Genomic DNA, 20,395 nt, shown 5'->3' on the forward strand with positions numbered 1-20,395 from the left:
CTTTGCCGTAATTTGACGTTCACCAACATCCGGTGTGGGCCACACACGCTCCGTTCCCAGGATCAGGCGCGCGAGCCGACATGACAGTGTTGTGCAGCCGTGATGGAGGACTCCCTAATACACCACGTCATGGCTTTAATGTTCGGAACTCTCCATATCCGGACATGGGTCGTCGAGGAATTCGCCCAGGTCTTCACCACCGACGTAGGTGAAGGTGCCGTCGAAGTTGGTGTAGTAGGAGGACACGATTTTTAGCTCCCCACCTTCTTTCCGGAAGTGGATCAGTTCAAATTTGTCCTGGTTGCCTTTGTAGGCCGACCCCAGGACGCACTGGAAGGTTGGTCCATCGACTGCTTTGACGCAAAAAATCTTTCGCGACTGCTTGGTGGAGATCAGTTGTGCAAATTCGGCGACATCGAAGTCCGGTGTGTCGCCCGGCCGACTCAGAGCGGAGCCCAGACCGTCAGCGAAGTATTTCTGCTCGAACCTGGCGATGGCCTCTTCAGCTGCCGTGATGGTGGCCACGCCGTGAACGGTCCTCCAGGTCTCGTACTCGTCGCGGACGTAATTGTCGATGAACCTTTCTGCTTCCTGAATCATGCTTTTGGGTGCCTGCCTGCATAGAGTTGATCGTGATCATGCTTTCTGCGTCATTGTTGATCTCTGGACTATTGAGTATGAATGTTGCACTGTGACTTTCAAGAGGCGTCTGCGAATTTCCGAGAAGCTGGATAGTTGCTGCGGTAACGCAGCCGAAAATAAACTTGGAGGCATCAGCTGGACAGTTTCTGCGGATTCAGTGACAGCGAAACGCCGTTAAATATTTGAAGGAGAGTCGGACGTCAACGAGTGGCCTGGGCCAGAACTTCTAGGTACTCGCGGATCTTGCCGACATAGACTTCCGAATCCTGGAAGGTCCCCCCAAGAGGCATTGCAGGCTTAAGGCAATAGCATGTGTCGTACTCGGTTTTCAGTCCGGCTTTGGCATACTTCTTATGTAGCCTGAGGAGCTCTTCGTCATCGGTAAATTCCTTCTCCCCCAGGAAACTGATGGCTGAGAGCACGTCCTCGGCCATCAGGTCCAGTTGCCGGTTGTAGGGAAGGAATGAGTAGAGATGGCCCTGTGGGTTGGTGCAGAAGAAATTTCCGAATGAATCGTGGGCGACGGGTACCACGTCCAATTCAAACAGAGGGGCAATCCAGCCGAAGTCTGCGGGGTTGACGGTCCACAGGTATCCGTCATGGCGGTTGCATGCGCCAACTTCAGACAGGAAGGTCTGCCAATGCTCGTGAAGCCCTTTGAGGTCTTCTGCAGCAATGTCCTTTTTGTTTTTCTTGGGCTTGAAATCTTCGAGAAAGAGTTCGATGGTTTCTTTGATGCGGTTCACTGGGACCTCGGTTCCTGCGGGGAAGGATGTGGCTCAGACCTGGAGCAGAACATTCATCTTGACTTTACTGAAGTCGACCCCAGGGTAATTTATTCTGTAGGCATTTACTGCTGCGTCGATCTGACCCACTCTATGAGGCCATTGTCCGCCGATAGACTCATTCACTTTGTCTTTGCCAAGGGCAACAATATGTGATGGGTCCCCTCCGGCCACCTGATCTGGTGCGTGAAGTGCCCGCTGTTCCTTGAGCCAAGAATCCGCAGCGGCCGTTGCCTTCTTGCGGATCTCACGCTCGGTCAGGCCCGGGTGTTCTCGCCGGATGCTGTTTCTGAATTCGGCGACCAGCCGTGCCTTCTCGGCGCGGCGGCTTGCCCGTTGGGCGTGATCTCCGCTCGGGTCTCTCCCGCTGCCCAGGGTGGCGGCCCTGCTGGTGTATGCAGTTCTGCGTTGCTGCCAGACGGAGAGAGCAGTGGCGTTGATGCCCGCCTGTTGTTCCCTGAGCTGGAGTTTGAACTCGTTGGTGTACTGCGGGAAGTTGCCTGTTGTGAAGGTGATGGCCACGCGGTCCATCTTTTTCGGGCTGGCTCGTGCTTCCTGAATGCAAGTGCGGATCAGCTCCACATATCGGGCAATCTGGTTGTTGGTCGTGATGGAGTCGTGATCCAGCCGACTCCGAACATTCGGGTCGGTGGAGCGAACTGCCTTTCTCAGAAGGCCCATTCCGCGGCCCACTGTCTTGCCAGCGTCGGTGAAATAAGGCCGGATGTCCGCTGTGATCCCGACGGCCTGCGCGTCTTTTCTGAAATTCGACAGTTGAGTCACAGCGTCGGCCGGCGTTGAGGCAATGAAGATCTTGGGGGACCCATTTTTGACTTCGGTCCAGACACTGTGGTTTTCCTTGCCTGCGCGGAACGACACCTTACCGTAGATGCCGTCAACGTCAGGTTTCTTCGTTTTATCTTTCTTGCTCTTTCCGAACAGCTTGTCGATGATGCCTTTGACCTTGATGACGATCTTGTTGACCACCCCGTCGAGTTTGCCGCGGACCCGCTGGATGACGGCCTTGACCTTGCCGCCGAAGTTGCCGAGGCCGACGATCTTGCTCAGCCAGGCCAGGGCGATGGGGATGCTGCCGCCCAGGGACCGGTCGATGAAGCCGGCGGCGGCCGTGACGTTCCCCGCGATGATGGCGCTGACGCCGCTCAGGGCGCTGGTGATGACGGCGCCGATCTGGGCGGCCTGTTGCACGATGGTCTGGACGGTCTGGAAGGCGCCGATGATGGCGTTGATGAATCCGCCGCCGGGGACGAGCATGGTGACGAGTTTCTGCACGCCGGCCATCACGAGGCTCCTGGTGACTTCGCTCTTGATGCCGTCCTGGATGGCTTTGCCGGTGCTGCCCTGCTGGCCTTTCATCTCCTCGGCCTTGTGCAGGCCGGTTTTCATGGTCTGCAGGGCGCTGACGGTCTGTTCGGCTTTCTGGACCTTGTCGGCGCCGCCGGGGCCCATGGCGCGGACGAGTTTGCCGCGCATGTTCTGATAGGTGAGGCCCATGACGGTCAGGGCGGTGAGGAAGACGCCCTGGAGGTCGAACCTGGCGGGGAACTGGATGCCGGTGGAGCCGGTCAGCCACTGCCCGACGCCGTTCTGGAGGTATTTGGGGGCGTTGCCGGTGAACTGCGTGAAGCCGCCCTTGACGGCCGCGATCAGGTTCTTCGCGAAGGCGACGGGGTCCTTGAGGATCTTGATGATGTTGCCCTGGGCGCCTTTGAGGCCGGCCATGATCTTCTTGCCGAGGGGGCCGAGGGCGGCGGTGAGGGCGGTCAGGCCGATCTCGGCGATCTTGTGGGCGCTGCCGAGGATCAGGTTCTTGACGCCGCTGATGCGGGTGGTGACGGCCGCCTTGGCCTTGCCGACGTCGGCGCTCTTGATGGCGTCGGCGATCTCGCCGAGGGCGCCGCCCAGGTTGAGTTTGCCGAGTTCGGCCTTGAACCAGTCCCAGGCCTTGCCGATCACGTTCGTTTCCTTGAGGGCGCGGAGGATGTCCTTGAGGGGGCCGGGGACCCAGTTGGTCAGGGTGGTGAGGATGCTCTCGGCGCTGCCGGACACGGCGCTGCCAGTGACGAGATCCTTGCCGAACGCCAGGCACAGTTCGCGGTAGCCGGGCAGGACAGTGAGGCCCTTGGTGATGAGCTCCTTGCCTTTGGCGGCAAGCGCGGCGGCGCCGTCCTGGACCTTGTCGCCCACCCAGTTGGCGGCGTCGCCGAGGATGCCCCAGTCCCGCTGGAGGGTCAGCTCGGGGCTGCGCTGCATGGCGGGGGGGTACAGGTCGTACAGCGGTTTCAGGTTGACGTGCCGGGCGGCGCCGTCCTGCACGCGTTGCAGGGCGGCTTTCTGGCTGTACACTCCGGGGGCGTGCGGGCCGTCCCGGTGCGGGACGGGGGGCAGCAGGCCCTTGGGGCTGGGCATGACCTGCGCGAGTTTGGCGCCCATGCTGCGCGCCTCGCTTTCCAGGCCGGCGTCGGGGTCCACGCCCTTGCCCACCTTGCCCTGAGCCTGCTGGACGGTGTGGGTGACCTCGTGCGCGAGGAGTTCCAGGCCGGAGCGGGTGTTGGGGTTGAACTTCCCGGAGCGGAAGTAGATGTCCGTGCCGGTCGTGAAGGCCACGGCGTTCACGCCCTTGGCGAGCTTGTCCGCTTCGGCGTCGTCGTGGATGCGCACGCGGGTGAGGTCGTGGTTCAGGCCCTGTTCCAGGTGCCGCCGCACCGCCTCGGGGAGAGGATTGCCGGTCCCGCGGCGTTCCTGAATGCGTTGCAGCACGGGCCGGGTGGCCTGCTCGTTCAGTTCCGCGAGCTGCCGCTGCACGGCCACCTGCGCCTGCGCCTGCTGCGCGGCGGCCTGAGCGTCCTGGTGGCGCTGGACATGCAGGTCCACGGCGCGCTGCAGGGCGGGGCGGTCACTGGCGGGCACGAGCCCCAGCACGCTGCGGCCCACGTGACTGGTCAGGGGATGGTGGTGCAGCTGACCGATCAGTTCCCCGTACGCCTCGTTGCGTTCCGCGCCGGGCCGGCGGTCCTGTCGGTAGCCCTGCCCGAGTGTCTCGGCGACCTGCCGTTGCAGCGCGGTGTATTCCGCGTGCTGGCGGGGGTTGAGGTGCCGGCCCTCGGCCTGGGCGGCGCGGGTGGCGAGGCGCTGGATCAGCGCGGCCGGGGAGCCCGGGGCTGCGGGGACGGGCATGGGTGAAGGCGTGCTGAGGCTGGTCGGGGCTGGGCTGGCGGCCGCCTGGGCGCGCTGCACGGCCGCCGTGAGGGCCTGCCGTTCCTGTCGGTCCAGCTGCGCGGCCCGGAGGACCGGCGCGGCCGCCTGCCGCTGGGCCTGGGTGGGCGTGCTGACCAGCCGTTGCAGCCCCTGCGTGAGGCTCCGGGCTGGGGGGGCAGGCAGCGCGACGCGGGGGGCCGGGGTGACGGCCGGCTGGTGCTGGGGGGTGGGGTTGACGCGGACAGTTCCGGGTTTGGGGGCGTGCTGCATCGGTGCTCCGGCCTGGGGCGAGGGGGCGGGGGAGAGGACGGCCAGGTCAAGCGGCAATGAGAGAACGCCCCCAGTCTAGCGGACGGGGGCGGGACGTGCCGGGGGTTTGTCGCACGCGGCGTGTGGGACGTCAGTCGCGGCGGCGCAGCAGCAGGGCCAGCAGGAAGATCGCGGTGTTCATCAGCACGATGGTCGCGCCGGGCGCGGTGTTCAGGTAGTAACTGGCGTACAGCCCGGCTGTGCCGCCCAGCACACCCAGCAGCGCCGCGAGCCCGATCATCTTCTTTAGGCTGCGGGCCAGCAGGCGCGCCGCGGCGCTGGAGGTGATCAGCAGGCTCACGCTGAGGGTCGTGCCGACGAGCTGCACGGTCATCACGACGACCAGCCCGATCACGATCAGCAGGCCGCTTTCCAGCAGCCGCACTGGCAGGCCGATGGCGCGGGCCTCGGTGGGGTCGAAGCTCGCGAGCAGCAGTTCCTTCTGCACGGCCGTGAGCAGCGCCCCGACCAGCAGCGTGACGCCCAGCGTGCTCCACAGGTCCGCGCGGGTCACGCCCATGGGGTTCCCGATCAGGAAGTTGCTCAGGTCGGTGGTGAAGGAACTCGCGCGGGACAGCATCACGATGCCCAGCGAGAACATGCCCACGAACACGATCCCGATGGCGCTGTCCTGCTTCAGGCCGCTCTGCCGGCCCACCGCGCCGATGCCCAGCGCGGTCAGGACCGCGGCGATCAGGGCGCCCACCAGCAGGTTCCCCTTCATCAGGAAGGCCGCCACGATCCCCGGCAGGACCGCGTGGCTCATGGCGTCCCCGATGTAACTCAGGCCGCGCAGCACCACCCAGGCGCCCACCAGGGCGCACAGCACGCTGACCAGCGCCACGGCCGCCAGCGCCAGCTGGAAGAACTCGAATTCCAGGGGGCCTGTGAGCCACGCCAGCACCTCAGACCACCTCGCTGCCCGACGTGTGCGCCGGGCCGAGCAGGGACGTGCTGAAGGTCGCCTCGATGTTCGCCGCGGTGTACACCTCGGCGGGCGTGCCGTCGGCGATTACCCGGCCGTTGACCAGCACGAGGTGATCGCACCATTTCTTCGCCTGTTCCAGGTCGTGCGTGACCATCACCACCGCCCGGCCCTTGTCCGCCTGGGCGCGCAGCAGCGCCATCAGGCCCTCCTGCGTGACCGGGTCCACGCCGGTCAGCGGTTCGTCCAGCAGCAGCAGGTGGCCCTGCCGGGCCAGCATGCGCGCCAGCAGCACCCGCTGACGCTGCCCGCCCGACAGCGCCCCGATGTGCCGGCCCCGCAGCTCGTACACGCCCGTCTCGCGCAGGGCGTCCTCCACGATCACGCGGTCCTTGCGGCTGGGGAAGTGCAGCCAGCCCAGCCGGCCGGTGCGGCCCATCATGGCGACGTCCCACACCGTTACCGGAAAGGCCCAGTCCAGCGTCTGCTGCTGCGGCACGTACGAGATGCAGTCCGGGGAGTGGCCGGGGTCGAACACCGCGCGGCCCTCCGCGGCCGGCACCAGGCCCACCAGGGCGCGCAGCAGTGTGCTTTTCCCCGCGCCGTTCGGGCCGATGATCGCGCTGAACGACCCCGCCTCGAACCGCACCGTCGCGCCGCGCAGCGCCACGTGAGGGCCGTAGCGGACGGTCAGGTTCTCCACGCCAAGCACGGCGGCAGTGTAGAGCACGCCGCCGCCCGGAGGCCCAGGTCAGGGCAGCGGCAGCCGCAGCAGGCGCAGCGCCACCCGCCACCCCGCGCCGGCCGCCTCGCGCACCAGCCCCAGGTCCAGCGTCACGTCACCCGGCTGGTGGTAGGTGGAGTCCAGACCGCGGTGAAAGTACAGCGTGGGCACCCCTGCCTCCCGGAAGGGCGCGTGATCGCTGCTGCCGGTCACGCCCTCCTCGCTGGGAACGCCGGTGACCTCCCGCGCGACCTGCACCAGGGGCCGCTGCCCACGCAATTCCAGGGGCCGGGCGGGCAGGCCCACCATGTCGAAGTTCAGCATGCCCCGGAGTTGCGTGACCAGCGCCCAGTTGGATTTCACGAAGTGCTGCGAGCCGAGCAGGCCGTCTTCCTCTGCGTCGAACAGCACGAACACGCTGCGCGCCGCCACCGGGGTGTTCGCGGCCCGCCGGGCGATGTCCAGCACGGCCAGCGTGCCGGACAGGTTGTCGTTCGCGCCGGGCGAGAGGTGCACACTGTCCAGATGCGCGCCGATCAGTACGGAGGGAGGCGCCGCGGCCGGCCGGAACGCCACGAGGTTCACGGCCCGGGCCTCCACGGGCGCCACGTGCACCGCCACCGTCACGGCCTGTCCGGTCGTCATGGCCTGCGCGGTGCTCCGGCTGACGGCCAGCACTGGGAAATCCAGCCGCAACCCCAGGCGCCCGCCGTGCACGGTGTCGTCCGGCCCGGCCAGCACCACCGCGAACGCCCCGGCGATCATGGCGTTGAGGACCGGGGTGATCAGGGGCAGGTCGCTGCGCTCGATCACCGCGACCCTGCCCCGCACGTTCACGTTCAGGAAGTCGCTGTCCACCCCGGTGCCCGGCACCCGGACGGCCTCGGCGGTCACCTGCCCACCCGTGGACCCCTGCAGCGCCCGGCCGGAGAGAACCTGCGCCGGCCCGCCCGGGGTGGCGGGAGGCACCGTCACCGTGGAGCCCAGGTCGTTCAGGCGGCGGTATCGGAATTCCTCCCGGCGCGTCTGGTAGCCCAGCGCCCGGAACTGCCCTTCCAGGTACGCGCGGGCCTGTTCGTTGGCCGGGCTGCCCACCACGCGCGGCCCAAAGGCGAGCACCCGGCGGGCCTGCGCCCCCAGATCGTCGCCAGTGGCAACCGCGGCCACTCGCGGGGGCCGGGCCGTCTGGGCCGAGGAGAGGACGGAGGGCAGGCCCAGCAGGAGCGCCGTGGTCAGCAGAAAGGGGGTGGGACGTGAGGGGAGAGCGCGGCGCACCGGCCCAGGAAAGCACACGCCCGGGCGGCCCTTCAGGAGACCAGCTGCTTTTCCGCGGGCTGCGCCGCCGGCCTGAGGCGGGCGGGCCACGCGCTGGCGACCACGCTGCCCAGCACCAGGGCCGCGCCCAGCCACTGCGCCGGGCCCAGTGTGCGGTGCACGATCAGGACGTCCAGGATCAGGGCCGTGAAGGGACTCAGGGGCGCGAGCAGGCTCACCTGCTGCACCGGCAGGTGGTTCAGGCCGCGCTGCCACAGCAGGGCCGCCACGGCCGTGCCGACCAGCGTGAGGAACCCCAGCGCCAGCCAGCCGTTCAGGGGCAGCGAACCCAGCCGCGGCAGGTCCGCGGCGCTGAGGGGCAGCAGCAGCAGGCCGCCCAGCGTGAGGTCCCAGGCGACCTGGTGCAGCGGGGTGGCGCCGGCCGGCGCGCCCCAGCGTTTGAAGAGGGTGACGCCCAGGGCGTTGACCAGCGCGAACCCCAGCGCCATCAGGATGCCCAGGGGGTCCAGCCGCCCGCCGCCGGACACGCTGATCAGGGCCACGCCCACCAGCCCCAGGCCGGCCAGGGTGAGGTTGCGGCGGCTGGGCGGCTGGTGCAGCAGCGGCCATGCCAGGAACACGACCAGCATGGCGCTGCTGGCGCCGATGGTGGCGGCCACCCCGCCCGGCAGCCGCAGCGCCGAGGCGTACAGCAGCGTGAAGAACAGGCCCTGGCGCAGCAGGGACAGCACCGCGATGCGGCCCCACCACGCGCGCGGGGGGAGGCTGCGCACCAGGGCGAGCAGCAGCAGACCGGCGGGGAGGATGCGCAGCGTGCCCAGCAGCGGCGCAGGCAGATTGCTGAGGTACGTGGTGGTGATGAGGTAGGTGGTGCCCCAGATCAGGGGTGCCACCGCGGTGAGCAGCAGAACCGGGTTCATGGGTGGGACCGGGGAGACAGGGGAGGGGCGGCGCGCATGGGTCCACCATACGCCCATTACTTAGACGTCTAAATAAGCCGCGTGGCCTAGCGGGACGGCGCCACCTCCAGCCCATGCAGACGGTGGTAGAACAGCCGCATGTCCACCCGCCGCCACGTTCAGCGCATCCACGACGACTGGCGCCGCGTCCGCCCCGACCTCGACCCCACCCCCATGCGGCGCCTGATCCTGCTCAACCTCACCGCCCGCCTGGCCCTGGACCAGATCGAACGGACCCAGCAGACGCACGGCCTGAACCTCGCCCAGGCCGACCTGCTGCTCACCCTGTACCGCAGCGCCCCCGACCAGGGCCTCACGCCCGGCGAACTCACCAACCTGATCGCCATCACCCCCGCCAGCATCACCAACCGCCTGGACCGCCTCGAACACGACAACCTGATCGCCCGCACCCCCGACCCTCACGACGCCCGCGCCCGCCGCGTCCGCCTCACCCCCGAGGGCCGCGCCCGCGTCGAGGCCCTGCTCCCCGACCACCTCGGCAATGAGGAACGCATGCTCGCCGGCCTCACCGACGCCGAACACGCCGACCTGGAACGCCTGCTGCTGAAACTCGCCGGGCACCTCGAGGACCTCACCCCCTGAGCCACGCGGCCGATGCCCGGAACGGAACCCGGCCCCGGACTGCCGGTAGGCCCGGTTCCCTGATCCTGATCAACGGCGCGTCCAGCGCGGGAAAGACCACGCTGACCCACGCCCTGCGCGACACCCTGCCGATCCCGTTCCTGCACTTCAGCCTGGACTTCTTCCACTTCGGCGACGCGGTCCTGCCCCGCACCCCGGACGGGACACTCCGCGACTGGGCACGGGTGCGGCCTCAGCTGTTCGAGGGCTTCCACCGCTGCCTGCCCGTCCTCCTGGACGCCGGGAACAACCTGGTCGTGGACGACATCATCGAGACGCCGCAGATGTGGACGCAGTTCCAGACGCTGCTGCGCGGCCACGACGTGTTCCTGGTCGGTCTGCACTGCCCCCTGGCCGAACTTGAACGCCGAGAGCAGGCCCGCGGGGATCGCCGCGTCGGGGATGCCGCCCGCGACCTGCTCACCGTTCACGCCTTCACGCCCTCCCACCGGGAACTGGGGTGCAGTGCGTCTCCAGAGCAGAACGACGCCTGGGTCAGTCAGGCCTGGAGGCGGCAATCCGCTGCCGAACGCTGACCGGACCGCTGCCGCGCCCGTCCTGTGCGTCACGCAGGGACACCCCCTAGGCAATCTGGCGCTCCCCGCGCCTGCCCCGCTGCGGCACACTGGCCCGCATGTGGAACACGCTGCACCCGAACGTCAGGATCCGCATCATCAACTCCTTCCTGACCCGCATGGTGGGCGGCGCGATCTTCCCGTTCATGGCCATCTACTTCACGCACCACCTGGGCGCGGCCCTGGCGGGCCTGCTGCTGATGCTGCTGGTCGCCGTGCAGTTCGTCGCCGGTCTGTACGGCGGCGGCCTCGCGGACGCCTGGGGCCGCCGCCGCACCCTGCTGGCCGGTGAGGTCCTGAAAGTCGCCGCGTTCGCCGCGCTGCTGCTCGCCAACCTGCACGCGCCGCTGCCCTGGCTGACCTTCGCCACGCTGGTCGCCATCAACGTGGCCAACGGTCTGATCAACCCGGCCGCCGAGGCGATGCTGGTGGACGTCAGCACCCCCGAGACGCGCACGTTCATGTACTCCGTGAACTACTGGGCGATCAACGCCAGCCTCCTGATCGGCACGCTGCTCGGCGGGTGGCTGTACCAGGACCACTTCCAGGCGCTGCTGGCCGGGCTGCTGGGCATGTCCTTCGTCACGCTGTTCCTCGCCTGGACCCGCATGAGTGAAACGCTGGGCGGCCCGCGCCCCACGCGCGCCGAGGTGCGCGGGCGCATGGGGCCGGGGCCGCTGCTGCGCAGTTACGCCCAGGTGGTCGGGGACCGCGCCTACCTGCTGTTTCTGCTGGGGTTCGTGCTGCTCATGAGCATCGAGATGGGCCGCCAGAACTTCATTCCCGTGCACCTCGCGCAGGACTTTCCCGTGCAGGCGCTGTTCGGCGTGCCGCTGACCGGCGTGAAGGCCATGAGCTTGATGACCGCCATCAACACCGTCATGATCGTCCTGTTCACCATTCCCGCCAGCCGCTGGGTGCAGGGCCGCGACCTGCGGCGCGTGATGGCCGCCGGGTTCCTGCTGTTCACCGCGGGCTTCGCCGGCCTGAACGGCAGCGCGCACCTGGGCACCCTGATGCTCGCCAGCGTGGCCCTGAGCATCGGTGAACTGCTGTACGTGCCCAGCCGCCAGACGCTGCTGGCCGACCTGATCCCGGAGGACCGGCGCGGCGCGTACCTCGCCGTGAACGGCCAGACCTTCACGCTCGGGAAGTGGATCGCCGCGCTCGGCGTGCCGCTGGGCGCCCAGATCGGCCCGGGCGGCATGCTGGCCGCCGTGCTGCTCACCGGCGTGGCCGCCACGGCCCTCAGCCTCGCCGGGCTGCGCCGCCCCGCCGCGCCCGCCCGCGTGCCCGTCCCGGAGAGCGTCTGACGCGCCTGACCTCCCTGATCGCCGCGTACCCCCGGCCCTTCTGGCTGCTGTGGACGGGCACCCTGATCAACCGCACGGGCGAGTTCGTGGTGCCGCTCCTGGGTTTTTACCTCACCGCGCAGCAGCACATGAACGTGGGGCAGGTCAGCGTGATCCTTAGCGCGCTGGGCGTGGGCCGCTTCCTCGCCGAGGGCTTCGGCGGGCAGCTCAGCGACCGGTACGGCACCGCCTTCACCATGACACTCGCCCTGACCGGCGGCGGCCTCATGCTGCTGCTGCTCGCCCAGGCGCACACCTTCGCGCAGCTGTTCGCCGGGGTGCTCGCCTACTCCCTCCTGACCGCCATGTACAAACCCGCCGCCAGCACCGCCGTCGCCGACCTCACCGCCGGCCCGCAGCGCGCCCGGGCGTACAACCTGCTGTACTGGGCGATCAACGTCGGCGCGTCCATCGCCCCGGTCCTCGGCGGCGTCCTCGCCGGCCTGAACGCCCGACTGCTGTTCTACCTGGACGCCCTGACCATGTTCGTGTACGCCGCGATCCTCACCCTCTTCTACCGCGCGCCCCGCACCCCGCACGAGCACACCCGCAGGGCGGCCCTGCTCCCCCGCGACCGGCTGCTGTGGCAGTTCTGCCTCGCCACCCTGCTGTACGCCCTGACCTACCAGAGCTACAAATTGCTCGCCCTGGTGTTCGCGCAGCAGGGCTACGCAGCCGTGCAGTACGGCCAGGTGCTCGCCGTGAACGGCCTGCTGGTGATCCTGCTGGGCCTCCCGGTCGGGCACTTCATCGCCCGCACCAGCCACCCCCGCTGGCAGGTCGCGGGTGCCGCGCTGCTCGGCACGGGCTTCCTGCTGCACGCCTTCGCGCACACCCTGGGGCAGCACGTCCTGGCCGTCACCGTCTGGACCCTGGGCGAGATTGTCGCCTACAGCATCAGCAAGACCATCATCAGCGAACTCGCCCCACCCCAGAACCGCGGCGCGTACATCGGGCTGGTGGGCAGCATGAGCGGCCTCGCCACCCTCATCGCGCCCCTGCTGGGCGGCGCGCTGCTCCAGCACCTCGGCGCCGCGCCCATGTGGACCGCCATGGCCGGCGTGGGCTTCACGGCCGCCGCGCTGTACCTGTGGCTGGAGGCCCGCGTCACCCGCCGGCGCGCGGAGACGGCCCGCTGGGAAGCGGCCCTGCCGGCCGGCTGAACATGCCCGCCAGCAGGCACCCCCAGCCCACCGTTTCCAGCACCGTCACGAACACCCCCACCAGCCCCTGCATCCGCAGGGCCATTCCGGCCGTAAGATCCTGCTCCGCCATGTATCCGGGGAGCCAGACAGTCAGCCCGCTGCCCACCACCCGCGTGACGCCCAGGATGACGAACGCGGCGATCGCCCACCGCAGCGCCGGCCTTTCCCGAACATGAAGGGCGGCCAGCACGGCCCCGGTGAACCAGACGGCCAGGACGGGGAATTGGCCCAGCGCGGGCCACAGGACAGCTTCGAGGAAGGACATCAGTGGGCCAGCATCGCAGAGTCGCCCGGCAGGTGAAGGCGAATCTGAGGGGAGCGCTCGGCATGACTGGCCATATGAAGAGTGCCCCCTCGCGTGCAGGGGGCACTCTTCATCCGTGCTGATCAGATCAGCTTGAGTTCGCTGTCCTGGTTGAGGTGCGCGAGGTGCTGGGGCAGGTTGCCCGGCTTGTCCATCACGATCTGCTCGGCCTTGTAGCTGCTGCGCACGAGCGGTCCGGCGACGACTTCCATGAACCCGAGCTGCATGCCTTCCTCGCGGATCTCGTCGAACTCGGCGGGGGAGACGTAGCGGTCCACCGGCAGGTGGTGCATGGTGGGGCGCAGGTACTGTCCGAAGGTGAGGACGTCCACGCCGGCGGCGCGGCAGTCGCGCATGGCCTCGCGGATCTCCTCGCGGGTCTCGCCCAGGCCCAGCATGATGCTGGTCTTGGTGATCACGTCCGGGCGGGCCTTCTTGGCGTGCGCGAGGACGGCCAGGGTCTGGTCGTAGCTGGCGCGGATGTCGCGCACGGGGTGCGTGAGGCGCCGCACGGTTTCCAGGTTCTGGGCGTAGGTGTCCACGCCGCTGTCCAGCACGAGATCCACGCAGTGGGTGTTGCCGCCGAAGTCGGGCGTGAGGGCCTCCACGCGGGTTTCGGGGTTGACCTGTTTGATGGCCTGGACGGTCTTGGCGAAGTGGTACGCGCCGCCGTCGGGCAGGTCGTCGCGGTCCACGCTGGTGAGCACCACGTACTTGAGGTCCATGAGGCGCACGCTGTCGGCGACGCTGCGGGGCTCGTCCAGGTCCAGTTTGCCCATGGGGTTCCCGGTGTCCACGGCGCAGAACCGGCAGGCGCGGGTGCAGACGTGGCCCATCAGCATGAAGGTGGCGGTGCCGCGCGACCAGCATTCGCTGATGTTGGGGCACATCGCTTCCTCGCAGACCGTGTGCAGGCGGTGTTCCTTGACGATCTTGCGGACCTCGGTGTACACCTGCCCGGTGGGAATGCTGATCTTCAGCCAGTCGGGTTTCTTCTCGCGGACGGGGACGCTGTCCTTGCGGTAGATGCCGTTCTTGATGAACCTGATTTCCTTGTCCTGCGTGTCTTGCTGCGTCATGCGTTAACTCCCCGCCCGGGCCACTGGCGCTGCGCCCAGTTCCGGGATGGTCCAATCATAGGTGGCGAAGGTCTGGCGGAAGGCGTCCGAGAGTGCTTTTTTCGCGTCCGGGATGCTGGCAGTGCGCGGCAGGCCGCGCAGGTCGTACTCGCGCTGCACGCTGGTCATCTGCGTGCCTTCCAGGCCGCACGGCACGATCAGGTCGAAGTGGTCCAGGTTCGTCGTGACGTTCAGGCCGATGCCGTGCAGCGCCACGTGACGTTTGACGGCCACGCCGAAACTGGCGATCTTCTGGTCGTACGCGCGGCCGTTCACGGTGCGCGGGTCCACGTACACGCCCGCGTACCCGGGGTTCGGCCGGGCGTCCGGGAGGCCCAGGGTATGCAGTGCCTGAATGGTCGCGCCTTCCAGCAGCCGCAGGAAGTCCACGATCTTGCGGCCCACTGGGAAGATCGCGTACGCGACGAGCTGACCAGGGCCGTGGTAGGTGACGTCCCCGCCGCGTTCGATGTCCAGCACCTCGATGTTCTGGGCGTGCAGGTACTCGCGCGTGACCACGATGTTCGTGCCTTCCCGGGCCTTGCGGCCGAGCGTGAGGACAGGCGGGTGCTCCAGCAGCAGCAGTGTGGGCCGTCCGCCGCCGGCCACGCGGTCGTGGTGCGCGTGCTGCAACTCCCACGCCTGCCGGTAGGGGAGGACGCCCAGGTCCAGGATGTCGAACGCCGACTCGGTCACGTCCCGGATTCTAGGGGCCGGCCCCGGCTTTTTGCGTGTCCGGGTCACCCATTCCGGACGGATTGACAATCCTGGCTGGTGAATGCCGCGGCGCGTGATGGTGGGCCCCACACCGCTCCCTTCAGCCCTCGAAGATGTCGCTGCTGAGGTAACGGTCCCCGCGGTCACAGACGATCACCACGATCACGCCCGACGCCAGTCCGGCCGCGACGCGCGTGGCGGCCGTCACCGCCCCACCGCTGCTCATGCCGGCGAACACCGCCTCGTCCCGCGCCAGCCGGCGGGTCATGGCGGTGGCGTCCTCCTGGCTCACGTCCACCACCTGATCCACCCGCTCGGGTTCGAAGATGGTCGGCAGGTACTCCTTCGGCCAGCGGCGGATGCCGGGAATGCTGGACCCCTCGGTGGGCTGCACGCCCACGATCTGCACCGCCGGGTTCTGCGCTTTCAGGTAGCGGCTCACGCCCATGATGGTGCCGGTGGTGCCCATGCTGGACACGAAGTGCGTGACGGCCCCGCCCGTGTCCCGCCAGATTTCGGGGCCGGTGCTCTCGAAATGCGCGCGGGGGTTGTCCGGGTTGCCGAACTGGTTGAACATCCAGTACCCGCCCCCCGCCACCTTCGCCCGCGCGTAATCGATGGCCCCCTCCATGCCGACCTCGGTGGGCGTGAGGGTCACGGTGGCGCCGTAGGCGCGCATGGTCTTGACCCGTTCGGCGGTGGCGTTAGCCGGCATCACCAGTTCCAGGTTCAGGCCGTACTGCCGGGCCAGCATTGCCAGGGCGATGCCGGTGTTGCCGCTGGTCGGTTCGATCAGCCGGGTCTCGGGGGTGATCTCGCCGCGGCCCAGCGCACCTTCGAGCATGCTGCGCGCCGCGCGGTCCTTCACGCTGCCACCCGGGTTCTGGCCCTCCAGTTTCGCGTACAGGTCCACGCCCGGGCGGCTCAGGGACTTCAGGTGCACCAGGGGCGTGTTGCCGATCAGGTCCGTCAGGGTGCGGGTGGGGGCGGTCATGCCGGAATTGTAGACCTGAAGGGTCGGGTTTCGGGGGGCCGTGGGGGCCGGTGCCTATACTCGGCCGTATGGAAGGCCGCCCCGCCCTGGACACGGAATTTTTCACCCGGCTGATGCGTCACCACCAGCAGGGCCGCCGGTATCCGCCGTCCACCTGGGCGGTGGGCTTCGCCGAACGCCTGCTGTTCGCGCTGTTCCCCGAACACGAGGGCCGCTGCCTGGACAGCCTGTCGGAACTGCGCGCCGAGTTCAGCCTGCTGCACGCCGAACTGCTGCGCATCCTGGTTCCCCTACAACCGGAACTGCCGCGCCCCGCGGCCGCGCTGGCCGCAGACTTCATGGACACGCTGCCCGGCACGTTCGACACGCTGATGGCCGACGCGCAGGCCCTGCTGGCCGGCGACCCGGCCGCCCGCAGCCTGTACGAGGTGATCCGCGCGTACCCGGGTTTCTACGCCGTGGCGCTGTACCGCATGGCGCACACCCTGCACCGCCTGGGGGTGCCGCTGCTGCCGCGCCTGATCACCGAACACGCCCACGGGAAGACCGGCATCGACATCCACCCGGGCGCGGTGATCGGCCCGGAATTCTGCATCGACCACGGCACCGGCGTGGTGATCGGCGAGACCGCCCGCATCGGGCAGCGGGTGAAGCTGTACCAGGGCGTCACGCTGGGCGCTCTGAGCGTCACCAAGGACCTCGCGGCCGTCACGCGCCACCCCACCATCGAGGACGACGTGATCATCTACGCCGGCGCCACGATCCTGGGCGGCGACACCGTGATCGGGGCGGGCAGCATTATCGGCGGGAACGTGTGGCTCACGCAGAGCGTGCCGCCGCACTCGCGCGTGTACTACCACGGCGGGGACGAGGTCCGCCCGCCCAGCCCCGCCCGCTGACCCCGGCCCGACCAGATGACGGATGCCAGCCCTGGCGCCGACCTGTAGGCTCGGGCATGCCTGAACTGCTCTGGCCCTCCGAACGGTACAAAGACAGCTTCCTGAACGCCGCGCGCGAGGCGCAGGAGGCCGGCAGCGGCCTGGGCGACACGCTCGCCCTGAACCTGCCCGCCGTCACCGCCGACTTCGCGGCCTACCTGAGCAGCCTGCGGCAGTACGAGCCGGGCCAGCCCCTGCCCGAGGGGTACGTGCACAGCGAGACCCTCTGGCTGGTGGAGGGCGGCGAGTACCTGGGCCGCGTGAACCTCCGCCACACCCTGAACGCGCGCCTGCGCGAGTTCGGCGGGCACATCGGGTACGAGATCCAGCCCTCGGCGCGGGGGCGCGGGTACGCCACCCAGGCCCTGCACCTCGCCCTGGAGCGCGCCCGGGACCTGGGCCTGGAGCGGGTGCTGCTCACCTGCGACGTGGTGAACCTGGGCTCCCGCCGCGTGATCGAGAAAGGGGGCGGCGTCCTGGAAGGGGAATTCACGGTCCCGGGGCACACCGAGCCCATCCGGCGGTACTGGATTCCCCTCTGACCCCGGGGCGCCTTGCCGGGGCGGGGGGCGGTCCGGTATACTTTCCCGGTTTGATTCCCGCCAAGCGGGGGTCAGTGAACTGGAGTAAGAACGTCCCTCCCGCGCCCAGGCCGGTTCGAGCGACGGTCCGCTGCCCGAAGGAGCAAAGCATGCAGAACCAGGTGAAAGTCAACCGTGGCGCCATCCTCCGCGCCGTTGAGCAGCCCCACATCAAGACCGACGCGCCCGACTTCCGCCCCGGCGACACCGTCCGCGTGGAAACCAAGGTCGTGGAAGGCAACCGCACCCGCAACCAGGCCTTCGAGGGCGTCGTGATCGCCATCAACGGCACGGGCAGCCGCAAGAGCTTCACCGTCCGCAAGATCTCCTTCGGTGAAGGCGTGGAGCGCGTGTTCCCCTTCAGCAGCCCTCTGCTCGCCAAGGTCACCGTGCTCGAGCGCGGCAAGGTCCGCCGCGCCAAGCTGTACTACCTGCGCGACCTGCGCGGCAAGGCCGCCCGCATCAAGAATGATCGCAGCCGCGTGATGAAGGATGCCGCGCGCGCCCAGGCCCAGAAGGCCAGCGCTGCCGCGGCCGAAGCGGCCCCCGAAGCCCAGGGCGAATAAGCCCCGGCTTCATCCGAAACGCCGCCTGCCCCCCTGGGGTGGGCGGCGTTTCCCTTTCCCTACGGCTGCTACCCTCCGGACGTGACCCACTCCCGCTCCCCCCGCGCCCTGCCCGCCGGCCTGCCGCTGCTGCTCGCCTTCGACCTGGACGGCACCCTGATTCCCGAACTGGCCACCACCGTCCCGGAGACGTCCGTGCAGGCCCTGGCGCGGCTGCGGGCGCTGGGCGTGAAGGTCGCCGTGATCACCGGCCGCGACACGCTGCCCCGCGCGGTCATGCAGGCCGCGCAGCCGGACGCCGTGAGCACCAACAACGGCGGCCGGATCGAACTGCACGGGGAACTGCACACCGAGGCCCGCTTCAGCGCCGAGGATCTGGAGGCCGTGCTCGCCCATGAACTGCACGACGCGCGGGTGGTGATTTTCACCCGCGACGGCCTGTACGTGGACCTGCCGGCCGGCGCGCCGCCCGAGGCGTGGATGCTCGCCCGCGGGTACCGCCCGCTGGCCGAGGCGCCCCGCGAGGGCATCCTGAAGGTCGGGTTCTACCACCCGCGCGTGGCGGATCTGGCGGGCCGGCTGCGCCGCACGCACCCCCACCTGGTCCTGACGGGCGCGCAGGCCCCGTACACCGAATTCCTGACCGTCACGCCCGAGGGCGCGCACAAGGGCGCCGCCCTGACCCTGATCGCGGACGCGCTGGGCATCCCGCACGACCGGACCGTGGCCTTCGGGGACAGCGACAACGACGTCGCCATGCTGGAGGTCGCCGGGTATGCCGTGCAGTCCGGCACGCTGCCGCTCCTGGCCGGGCACGCCGACGCCCAGGTGGGCGGCCCGGACAGGCTGGGCGAGTACCTGCACGCCCTGGCCGACCGCCTGGAAGGCTGAACGGCACACAGGTGAAGGCCGGACACCCTAAATGGGGTATCCGGCCTCTTCCTTGCGAGTATCAGCCCTGCTCGGTGGCGGGCACGTTCCGGGCTTCCTCGACGTCCCGCTGCTCCTTGCGGCCGTCGTGCTCGGTGTTGCGGGCGGCGTTCGCCTCGCGGTCGTTCACGCCCTTGAACGAGGGCTTCTCGTCGTGCCGGATCTCGTGCACTTCCTTCTTGTTGCGGTCGTAGTCCTGGGGCTGGCTGGTGTGGCCGCTGTTCTTGTCGTCTTTGTCGGGCATGCCCGGAGTGTGCCACCGGGGGGCAGGCTGAACAGTTGTGAAGCCTCAAGCCGCGTTCACGCAGGCCCGCCGGGTGAAGGCCACGTGAACACCAGCACCCGGGGATGCGACCCGTCCGGGTCCGTCCAGGCGGCCACACCCTCGCCCGACGGCACCCACCCCAGCCGCGCGTACAGGCGCTGCGCGGCCCGGTTCTTCTCCTGCACCTGCAAGGTGAGCACGCCACCCCGCCGCGCCCCCTCGGCCTGCGCGGCCCGCATCAGCTGCTCGGCCAGGCGCTGCCCGCGCGCCTCCGGCGCCACGAACAGCCGCTTGACCTCCAGCCCGCCGCCCTCTCCGGGCGCGCGGCACAGCAGCACCTGACCGGCCGGCACGCCCCCCACCACCCCCACCCAGGCCGCGAGGGGCGCGCCGCCCTGCACGAAGGCGAGCGGGTTCTGCGGCCACACCGACGGGTACCCGTCCTGCTCGTGCACGCGCCGCAGCGCCGCCACCAGGGCCGGAAGGTCCCCGGGGACCCGTGGCCGGAGCCCACCCCCCGTCATGCCCGCCCCCGGTGCGGGGCACCCGTCCGGCGCCGGGGGCCGCCCGCATGGCAGAGTGGGAGGCGATGAGACTCGCGGTGATCTCCGACGTTCACGGCAACGCCTTCGCGCTGGACGCCGTGCTCCAGGACCTGCGCGCGGAGGCCCCCGACCTGATCGTGAACCTGGGCGACCAGGTGGAGGGCTCCGCCGACCCCGCCCGCGCCGCCGCCCTGCAGGCCGAACTGGCCGCCGGGGGCGCCGTGGAGATCCGGGGCAACAACGAGGAGAAATTCTGGCCGGGCGGCAGGCGTCACCCCATCAGTGTGCACATGGGCGAGTGGCTGGGCACGCAACTGGACCCGGCCACGATTCAGCACCTGGCCGCACTGCCCCGCGAGACGTGCGTCGCCGGCGGGCGGGTGTACGCCTGCCACGGCACGCCAGACAGCACCTGGCACATGCTGCTGTGGGCCTGGCACCCCGACCCCACCCACCCGCAGGGCGGCTGCTACCACGCCCGGGACGCCCGGGAACTGCGCCGCATCGTGGCCCCGCTGGAGGCCGAGGTGGTGCTGTGCGGGCACACCCACCGCCCCGGCCTGACCCGCGTGGGAGACACCCTGGTCGTGAACGCCGGGGCGGTCAGCGACCAGGTGGACGGCGACCCCCGCGCCCGCTGGACCCTGCTGGAACAGGGCCGTGGCGGGCGCTGGACCGTGGACTTCCGAACCGTGCCGTACGACGTGCAGGCCGCTGTGGCGTGGTCCCGGGCGCACTCGCCGTTCGGCGAGGCCGAGGCGCAGCTGCTCGAGAGCGGCGAGATGACCGCCCGGTCCCGCACCATTCCCGCCGAGTAGGCCCCGG

The 20,395-nt window shown here is 69.2% G+C and carries 22 protein-coding genes; 9 read left to right on the top strand and 13 right to left on the bottom strand.

Going from position 1 to position 20,395, the window contains the following annotated elements; translation table 11 throughout:
• Positions 1 to 135: 135 nt before the first annotated feature.
• The 7 genes from DFI_RS05080 to DFI_RS05110 form a co-directional block, all read right to left on the bottom strand.
• A complete protein-coding gene (locus DFI_RS05080; protein WP_051308335.1) occupies positions 136 to 600 on the bottom strand; it encodes a hypothetical protein in 465 nt (154 codons plus the stop codon).
• A 242-nt stretch (positions 601 to 842) separates the two neighbouring features.
• Positions 843 to 1,388, bottom strand: a complete 546-nt coding sequence (locus tag DFI_RS05085; RefSeq protein ID WP_118375839.1) for a T6SS immunity protein Tdi1 domain-containing protein — start codon at positions 1,386 to 1,388, stop codon at positions 843 to 845.
• Between the two features lie 33 nt (positions 1,389 to 1,421).
• Positions 1,422 to 4,916 carry an eCIS core domain-containing protein gene (locus tag DFI_RS05090; RefSeq protein WP_043779687.1) on the bottom strand — a complete coding sequence of 1,165 codons (3,495 nt, stop codon included), beginning with the start codon at positions 4,914 to 4,916 and terminating at the stop codon, positions 1,422 to 1,424.
• Between the two features lie 130 nt (positions 4,917 to 5,046).
• Entirely contained in the window at positions 5,047 to 5,856 is an 810-nt protein-coding gene (locus DFI_RS05095) for a metal ABC transporter permease (RefSeq protein ID WP_027464280.1), read from the bottom strand.
• Positions 5,857 to 5,860: 4 nt separating this feature from the next.
• Entirely contained in the window at positions 5,861 to 6,592 is a 732-nt protein-coding gene (locus DFI_RS05100) for a metal ABC transporter ATP-binding protein (protein ID WP_027464279.1), read from the bottom strand.
• A 39-nt stretch (positions 6,593 to 6,631) separates the two neighbouring features.
• Complete coding sequence (locus DFI_RS05105; protein WP_051308333.1) at positions 6,632 to 7,879, bottom strand: M28 family peptidase; 1,248 nt, start codon at positions 7,877 to 7,879, stop codon at positions 6,632 to 6,634.
• 32 nt (positions 7,880 to 7,911) lie between these two features.
• Positions 7,912 to 8,799, bottom strand: coding sequence for an EamA family transporter (locus DFI_RS05110; RefSeq protein WP_043779686.1), 888 nt, complete (start codon positions 8,797 to 8,799; stop codon positions 7,912 to 7,914).
• Between the two features lie 138 nt (positions 8,800 to 8,937).
• Here DFI_RS05110 and DFI_RS05115 point away from each other — a divergent pair, with 138 nt between their 5' ends.
• The 4 genes from DFI_RS05115 to DFI_RS05130 all read left to right on the top strand — a co-directional run bounded on the left by DFI_RS05115 (position 8,938) and on the right by DFI_RS05130 (position 12,570).
• Complete coding sequence (locus DFI_RS05115; RefSeq protein WP_022799747.1) at positions 8,938 to 9,441, top strand: MarR family winged helix-turn-helix transcriptional regulator; 504 nt, start codon at positions 8,938 to 8,940, stop codon at positions 9,439 to 9,441.
• Positions 9,442 to 9,506: 65 nt separating this feature from the next.
• A complete protein-coding gene (locus tag DFI_RS05120) occupies positions 9,507 to 10,016 on the top strand; it encodes a phosphotransferase-like protein (RefSeq protein WP_276345299.1) in 510 nt (169 codons plus the stop codon).
• A 98-nt stretch (positions 10,017 to 10,114) separates the two neighbouring features.
• Positions 10,115 to 11,368 carry an MDR family MFS transporter gene (locus DFI_RS05125; protein ID WP_051308329.1) on the top strand — a complete coding sequence of 418 codons (1,254 nt, stop codon included), beginning with the start codon at positions 10,115 to 10,117 and terminating at the stop codon, positions 11,366 to 11,368.
• 86 nt (positions 11,369 to 11,454) lie between these two features.
• Positions 11,455 to 12,570, top strand: coding sequence for an MFS transporter (locus DFI_RS05130; RefSeq protein ID WP_244940323.1), 1,116 nt, complete (start codon positions 11,455 to 11,457; stop codon positions 12,568 to 12,570).
• On the opposite strand, the gene DFI_RS05135 is transcribed toward DFI_RS05130, so the two are convergent.
• The 4 genes from DFI_RS05135 to cysM all read right to left on the bottom strand — a co-directional run bounded on the left by DFI_RS05135 (position 12,515) and on the right by cysM (position 15,745).
• On the bottom strand, positions 12,515 to 12,877 hold the full coding sequence (locus DFI_RS05135; protein WP_027464276.1) for a hypothetical protein: 363 nt from the start codon (positions 12,875 to 12,877) through the stop codon (positions 12,515 to 12,517). The genes DFI_RS05130 and DFI_RS05135 overlap by 56 nt on opposite strands.
• Before the next feature lie 122 nt (positions 12,878 to 12,999).
• Positions 13,000 to 13,995 carry a lipoyl synthase gene (gene lipA, locus DFI_RS05140; protein WP_022799742.1) on the bottom strand — a complete coding sequence of 332 codons (996 nt, stop codon included), beginning with the start codon at positions 13,993 to 13,995 and terminating at the stop codon, positions 13,000 to 13,002.
• A 3-nt stretch (positions 13,996 to 13,998) separates the two neighbouring features.
• Positions 13,999 to 14,730, bottom strand: coding sequence for a lipoyl(octanoyl) transferase LipB (gene lipB, locus DFI_RS05145; RefSeq protein ID WP_027464275.1), 732 nt, complete (start codon positions 14,728 to 14,730; stop codon positions 13,999 to 14,001).
• 121 nt (positions 14,731 to 14,851) lie between these two features.
• The gene (gene cysM / locus DFI_RS05150; RefSeq protein ID WP_027464274.1) at positions 14,852 to 15,745 is read right to left on the bottom strand and encodes a cysteine synthase CysM; all 894 of its coding nucleotides are present in this window, start codon (positions 15,743 to 15,745) and stop codon (positions 14,852 to 14,854) included.
• Positions 15,746 to 15,813: 68 nt separating this feature from the next.
• On the opposite strand from cysM, the gene DFI_RS05155 reads away from it, so the two are divergent.
• The 4 genes from DFI_RS05155 to DFI_RS05170 all read left to right on the top strand — a co-directional run bounded on the left by DFI_RS05155 (position 15,814) and on the right by DFI_RS05170 (position 18,721).
• Positions 15,814 to 16,644: a serine O-acetyltransferase gene (locus tag DFI_RS05155; RefSeq protein ID WP_027464273.1), complete on the top strand. Its 831-nt coding sequence runs from the start codon at positions 15,814 to 15,816 to the stop codon at positions 16,642 to 16,644.
• A gap of 56 nt (positions 16,645 to 16,700) precedes the next feature.
• Positions 16,701 to 17,225, top strand: coding sequence for a GNAT family N-acetyltransferase (locus DFI_RS05160; RefSeq protein ID WP_027464272.1), 525 nt, complete (start codon positions 16,701 to 16,703; stop codon positions 17,223 to 17,225).
• Positions 17,226 to 17,374: 149 nt separating this feature from the next.
• Positions 17,375 to 17,830 carry a 50S ribosomal protein L19 gene (gene rplS / locus DFI_RS05165; protein ID WP_022799739.1) on the top strand — a complete coding sequence of 152 codons (456 nt, stop codon included), beginning with the start codon at positions 17,375 to 17,377 and terminating at the stop codon, positions 17,828 to 17,830.
• A gap of 81 nt (positions 17,831 to 17,911) precedes the next feature.
• Complete coding sequence (locus tag DFI_RS05170; RefSeq protein ID WP_027464271.1) at positions 17,912 to 18,721, top strand: HAD hydrolase family protein; 810 nt, start codon at positions 17,912 to 17,914, stop codon at positions 18,719 to 18,721.
• Between the two features lie 61 nt (positions 18,722 to 18,782).
• Here the strand turns inward: DFI_RS05170 and DFI_RS20110 are convergent, their stop codons facing one another.
• Positions 18,783 to 19,004: a hypothetical protein gene (locus tag DFI_RS20110; protein ID WP_022799737.1), complete on the bottom strand. Its 222-nt coding sequence runs from the start codon at positions 19,002 to 19,004 to the stop codon at positions 18,783 to 18,785.
• A gap of 56 nt (positions 19,005 to 19,060) precedes the next feature.
• Positions 19,061 to 19,549 carry a GNAT family N-acetyltransferase gene (locus tag DFI_RS05180; protein WP_027464270.1) on the bottom strand — a complete coding sequence of 163 codons (489 nt, stop codon included), beginning with the start codon at positions 19,547 to 19,549 and terminating at the stop codon, positions 19,061 to 19,063.
• Positions 19,550 to 19,614: 65 nt separating this feature from the next.
• On the opposite strand from DFI_RS05180, the gene DFI_RS05185 reads away from it, so the two are divergent.
• Entirely contained in the window at positions 19,615 to 20,388 is a 774-nt protein-coding gene (locus tag DFI_RS05185; RefSeq protein ID WP_027464269.1) for a metallophosphoesterase family protein, read from the top strand.
• Positions 20,389 to 20,395 lie beyond the last annotated feature (7 nt).

The sequence above is a fragment of the Deinococcus ficus genome (assembly GCF_003444775.1).
In the GTDB taxonomy this organism is placed as follows: Bacteria; Deinococcota; Deinococci; order Deinococcales; family Deinococcaceae; genus Deinococcus; species Deinococcus ficus.

Bases quoted from the DNA above. Each gene is read 5' to 3' on its own strand.
- lipA (WP_022799742.1), bottom strand. From the start codon at position 13,995: ATGACGCAGCAAGACACGCAGGACAAGGAAATCAGGTTCATCAAGAAC.
- DFI_RS05180 (WP_027464270.1), bottom strand. From the start codon at position 19,549: ATGACGGGGGGTGGGCTCCGGCCACGGGTCCCCGGGGACCTTCCGGCC.
- DFI_RS05115 (WP_022799747.1), top strand. From the start codon at position 8,938: ATGTCCACCCGCCGCCACGTTCAGCGCATCCACGACGACTGGCGCCGC.
- DFI_RS20110 (WP_022799737.1), bottom strand. From the start codon at position 19,004: ATGCCCGACAAAGACGACAAGAACAGCGGCCACACCAGCCAGCCCCAG.
- DFI_RS05080 (WP_051308335.1), bottom strand. From the start codon at position 600: ATGATTCAGGAAGCAGAAAGGTTCATCGACAATTACGTCCGCGACGAG.
- DFI_RS05110 (WP_043779686.1), bottom strand. From the start codon at position 8,799: ATGAACCCGGTTCTGCTGCTCACCGCGGTGGCACCCCTGATCTGGGGC.
- DFI_RS05155 (WP_027464273.1), top strand. From the start codon at position 15,814: ATGGAAGGCCGCCCCGCCCTGGACACGGAATTTTTCACCCGGCTGATG.
- DFI_RS05135 (WP_027464276.1), bottom strand. From the start codon at position 12,877: ATGTCCTTCCTCGAAGCTGTCCTGTGGCCCGCGCTGGGCCAATTCCCC.
- cysM (WP_027464274.1), bottom strand. From the start codon at position 15,745: ATGACCGCCCCCACCCGCACCCTGACGGACCTGATCGGCAACACGCCC.
- DFI_RS05185 (WP_027464269.1), top strand. From the start codon at position 19,615: ATGAGACTCGCGGTGATCTCCGACGTTCACGGCAACGCCTTCGCGCTG.
- DFI_RS05160 (WP_027464272.1), top strand. From the start codon at position 16,701: ATGCCTGAACTGCTCTGGCCCTCCGAACGGTACAAAGACAGCTTCCTG.
- DFI_RS05090 (WP_043779687.1), bottom strand. From the start codon at position 4,916: ATGCAGCACGCCCCCAAACCCGGAACTGTCCGCGTCAACCCCACCCCC.
- rplS (WP_022799739.1), top strand. From the start codon at position 17,375: ATGCAGAACCAGGTGAAAGTCAACCGTGGCGCCATCCTCCGCGCCGTT.
- DFI_RS05125 (WP_051308329.1), top strand. From the start codon at position 10,115: ATGTGGAACACGCTGCACCCGAACGTCAGGATCCGCATCATCAACTCC.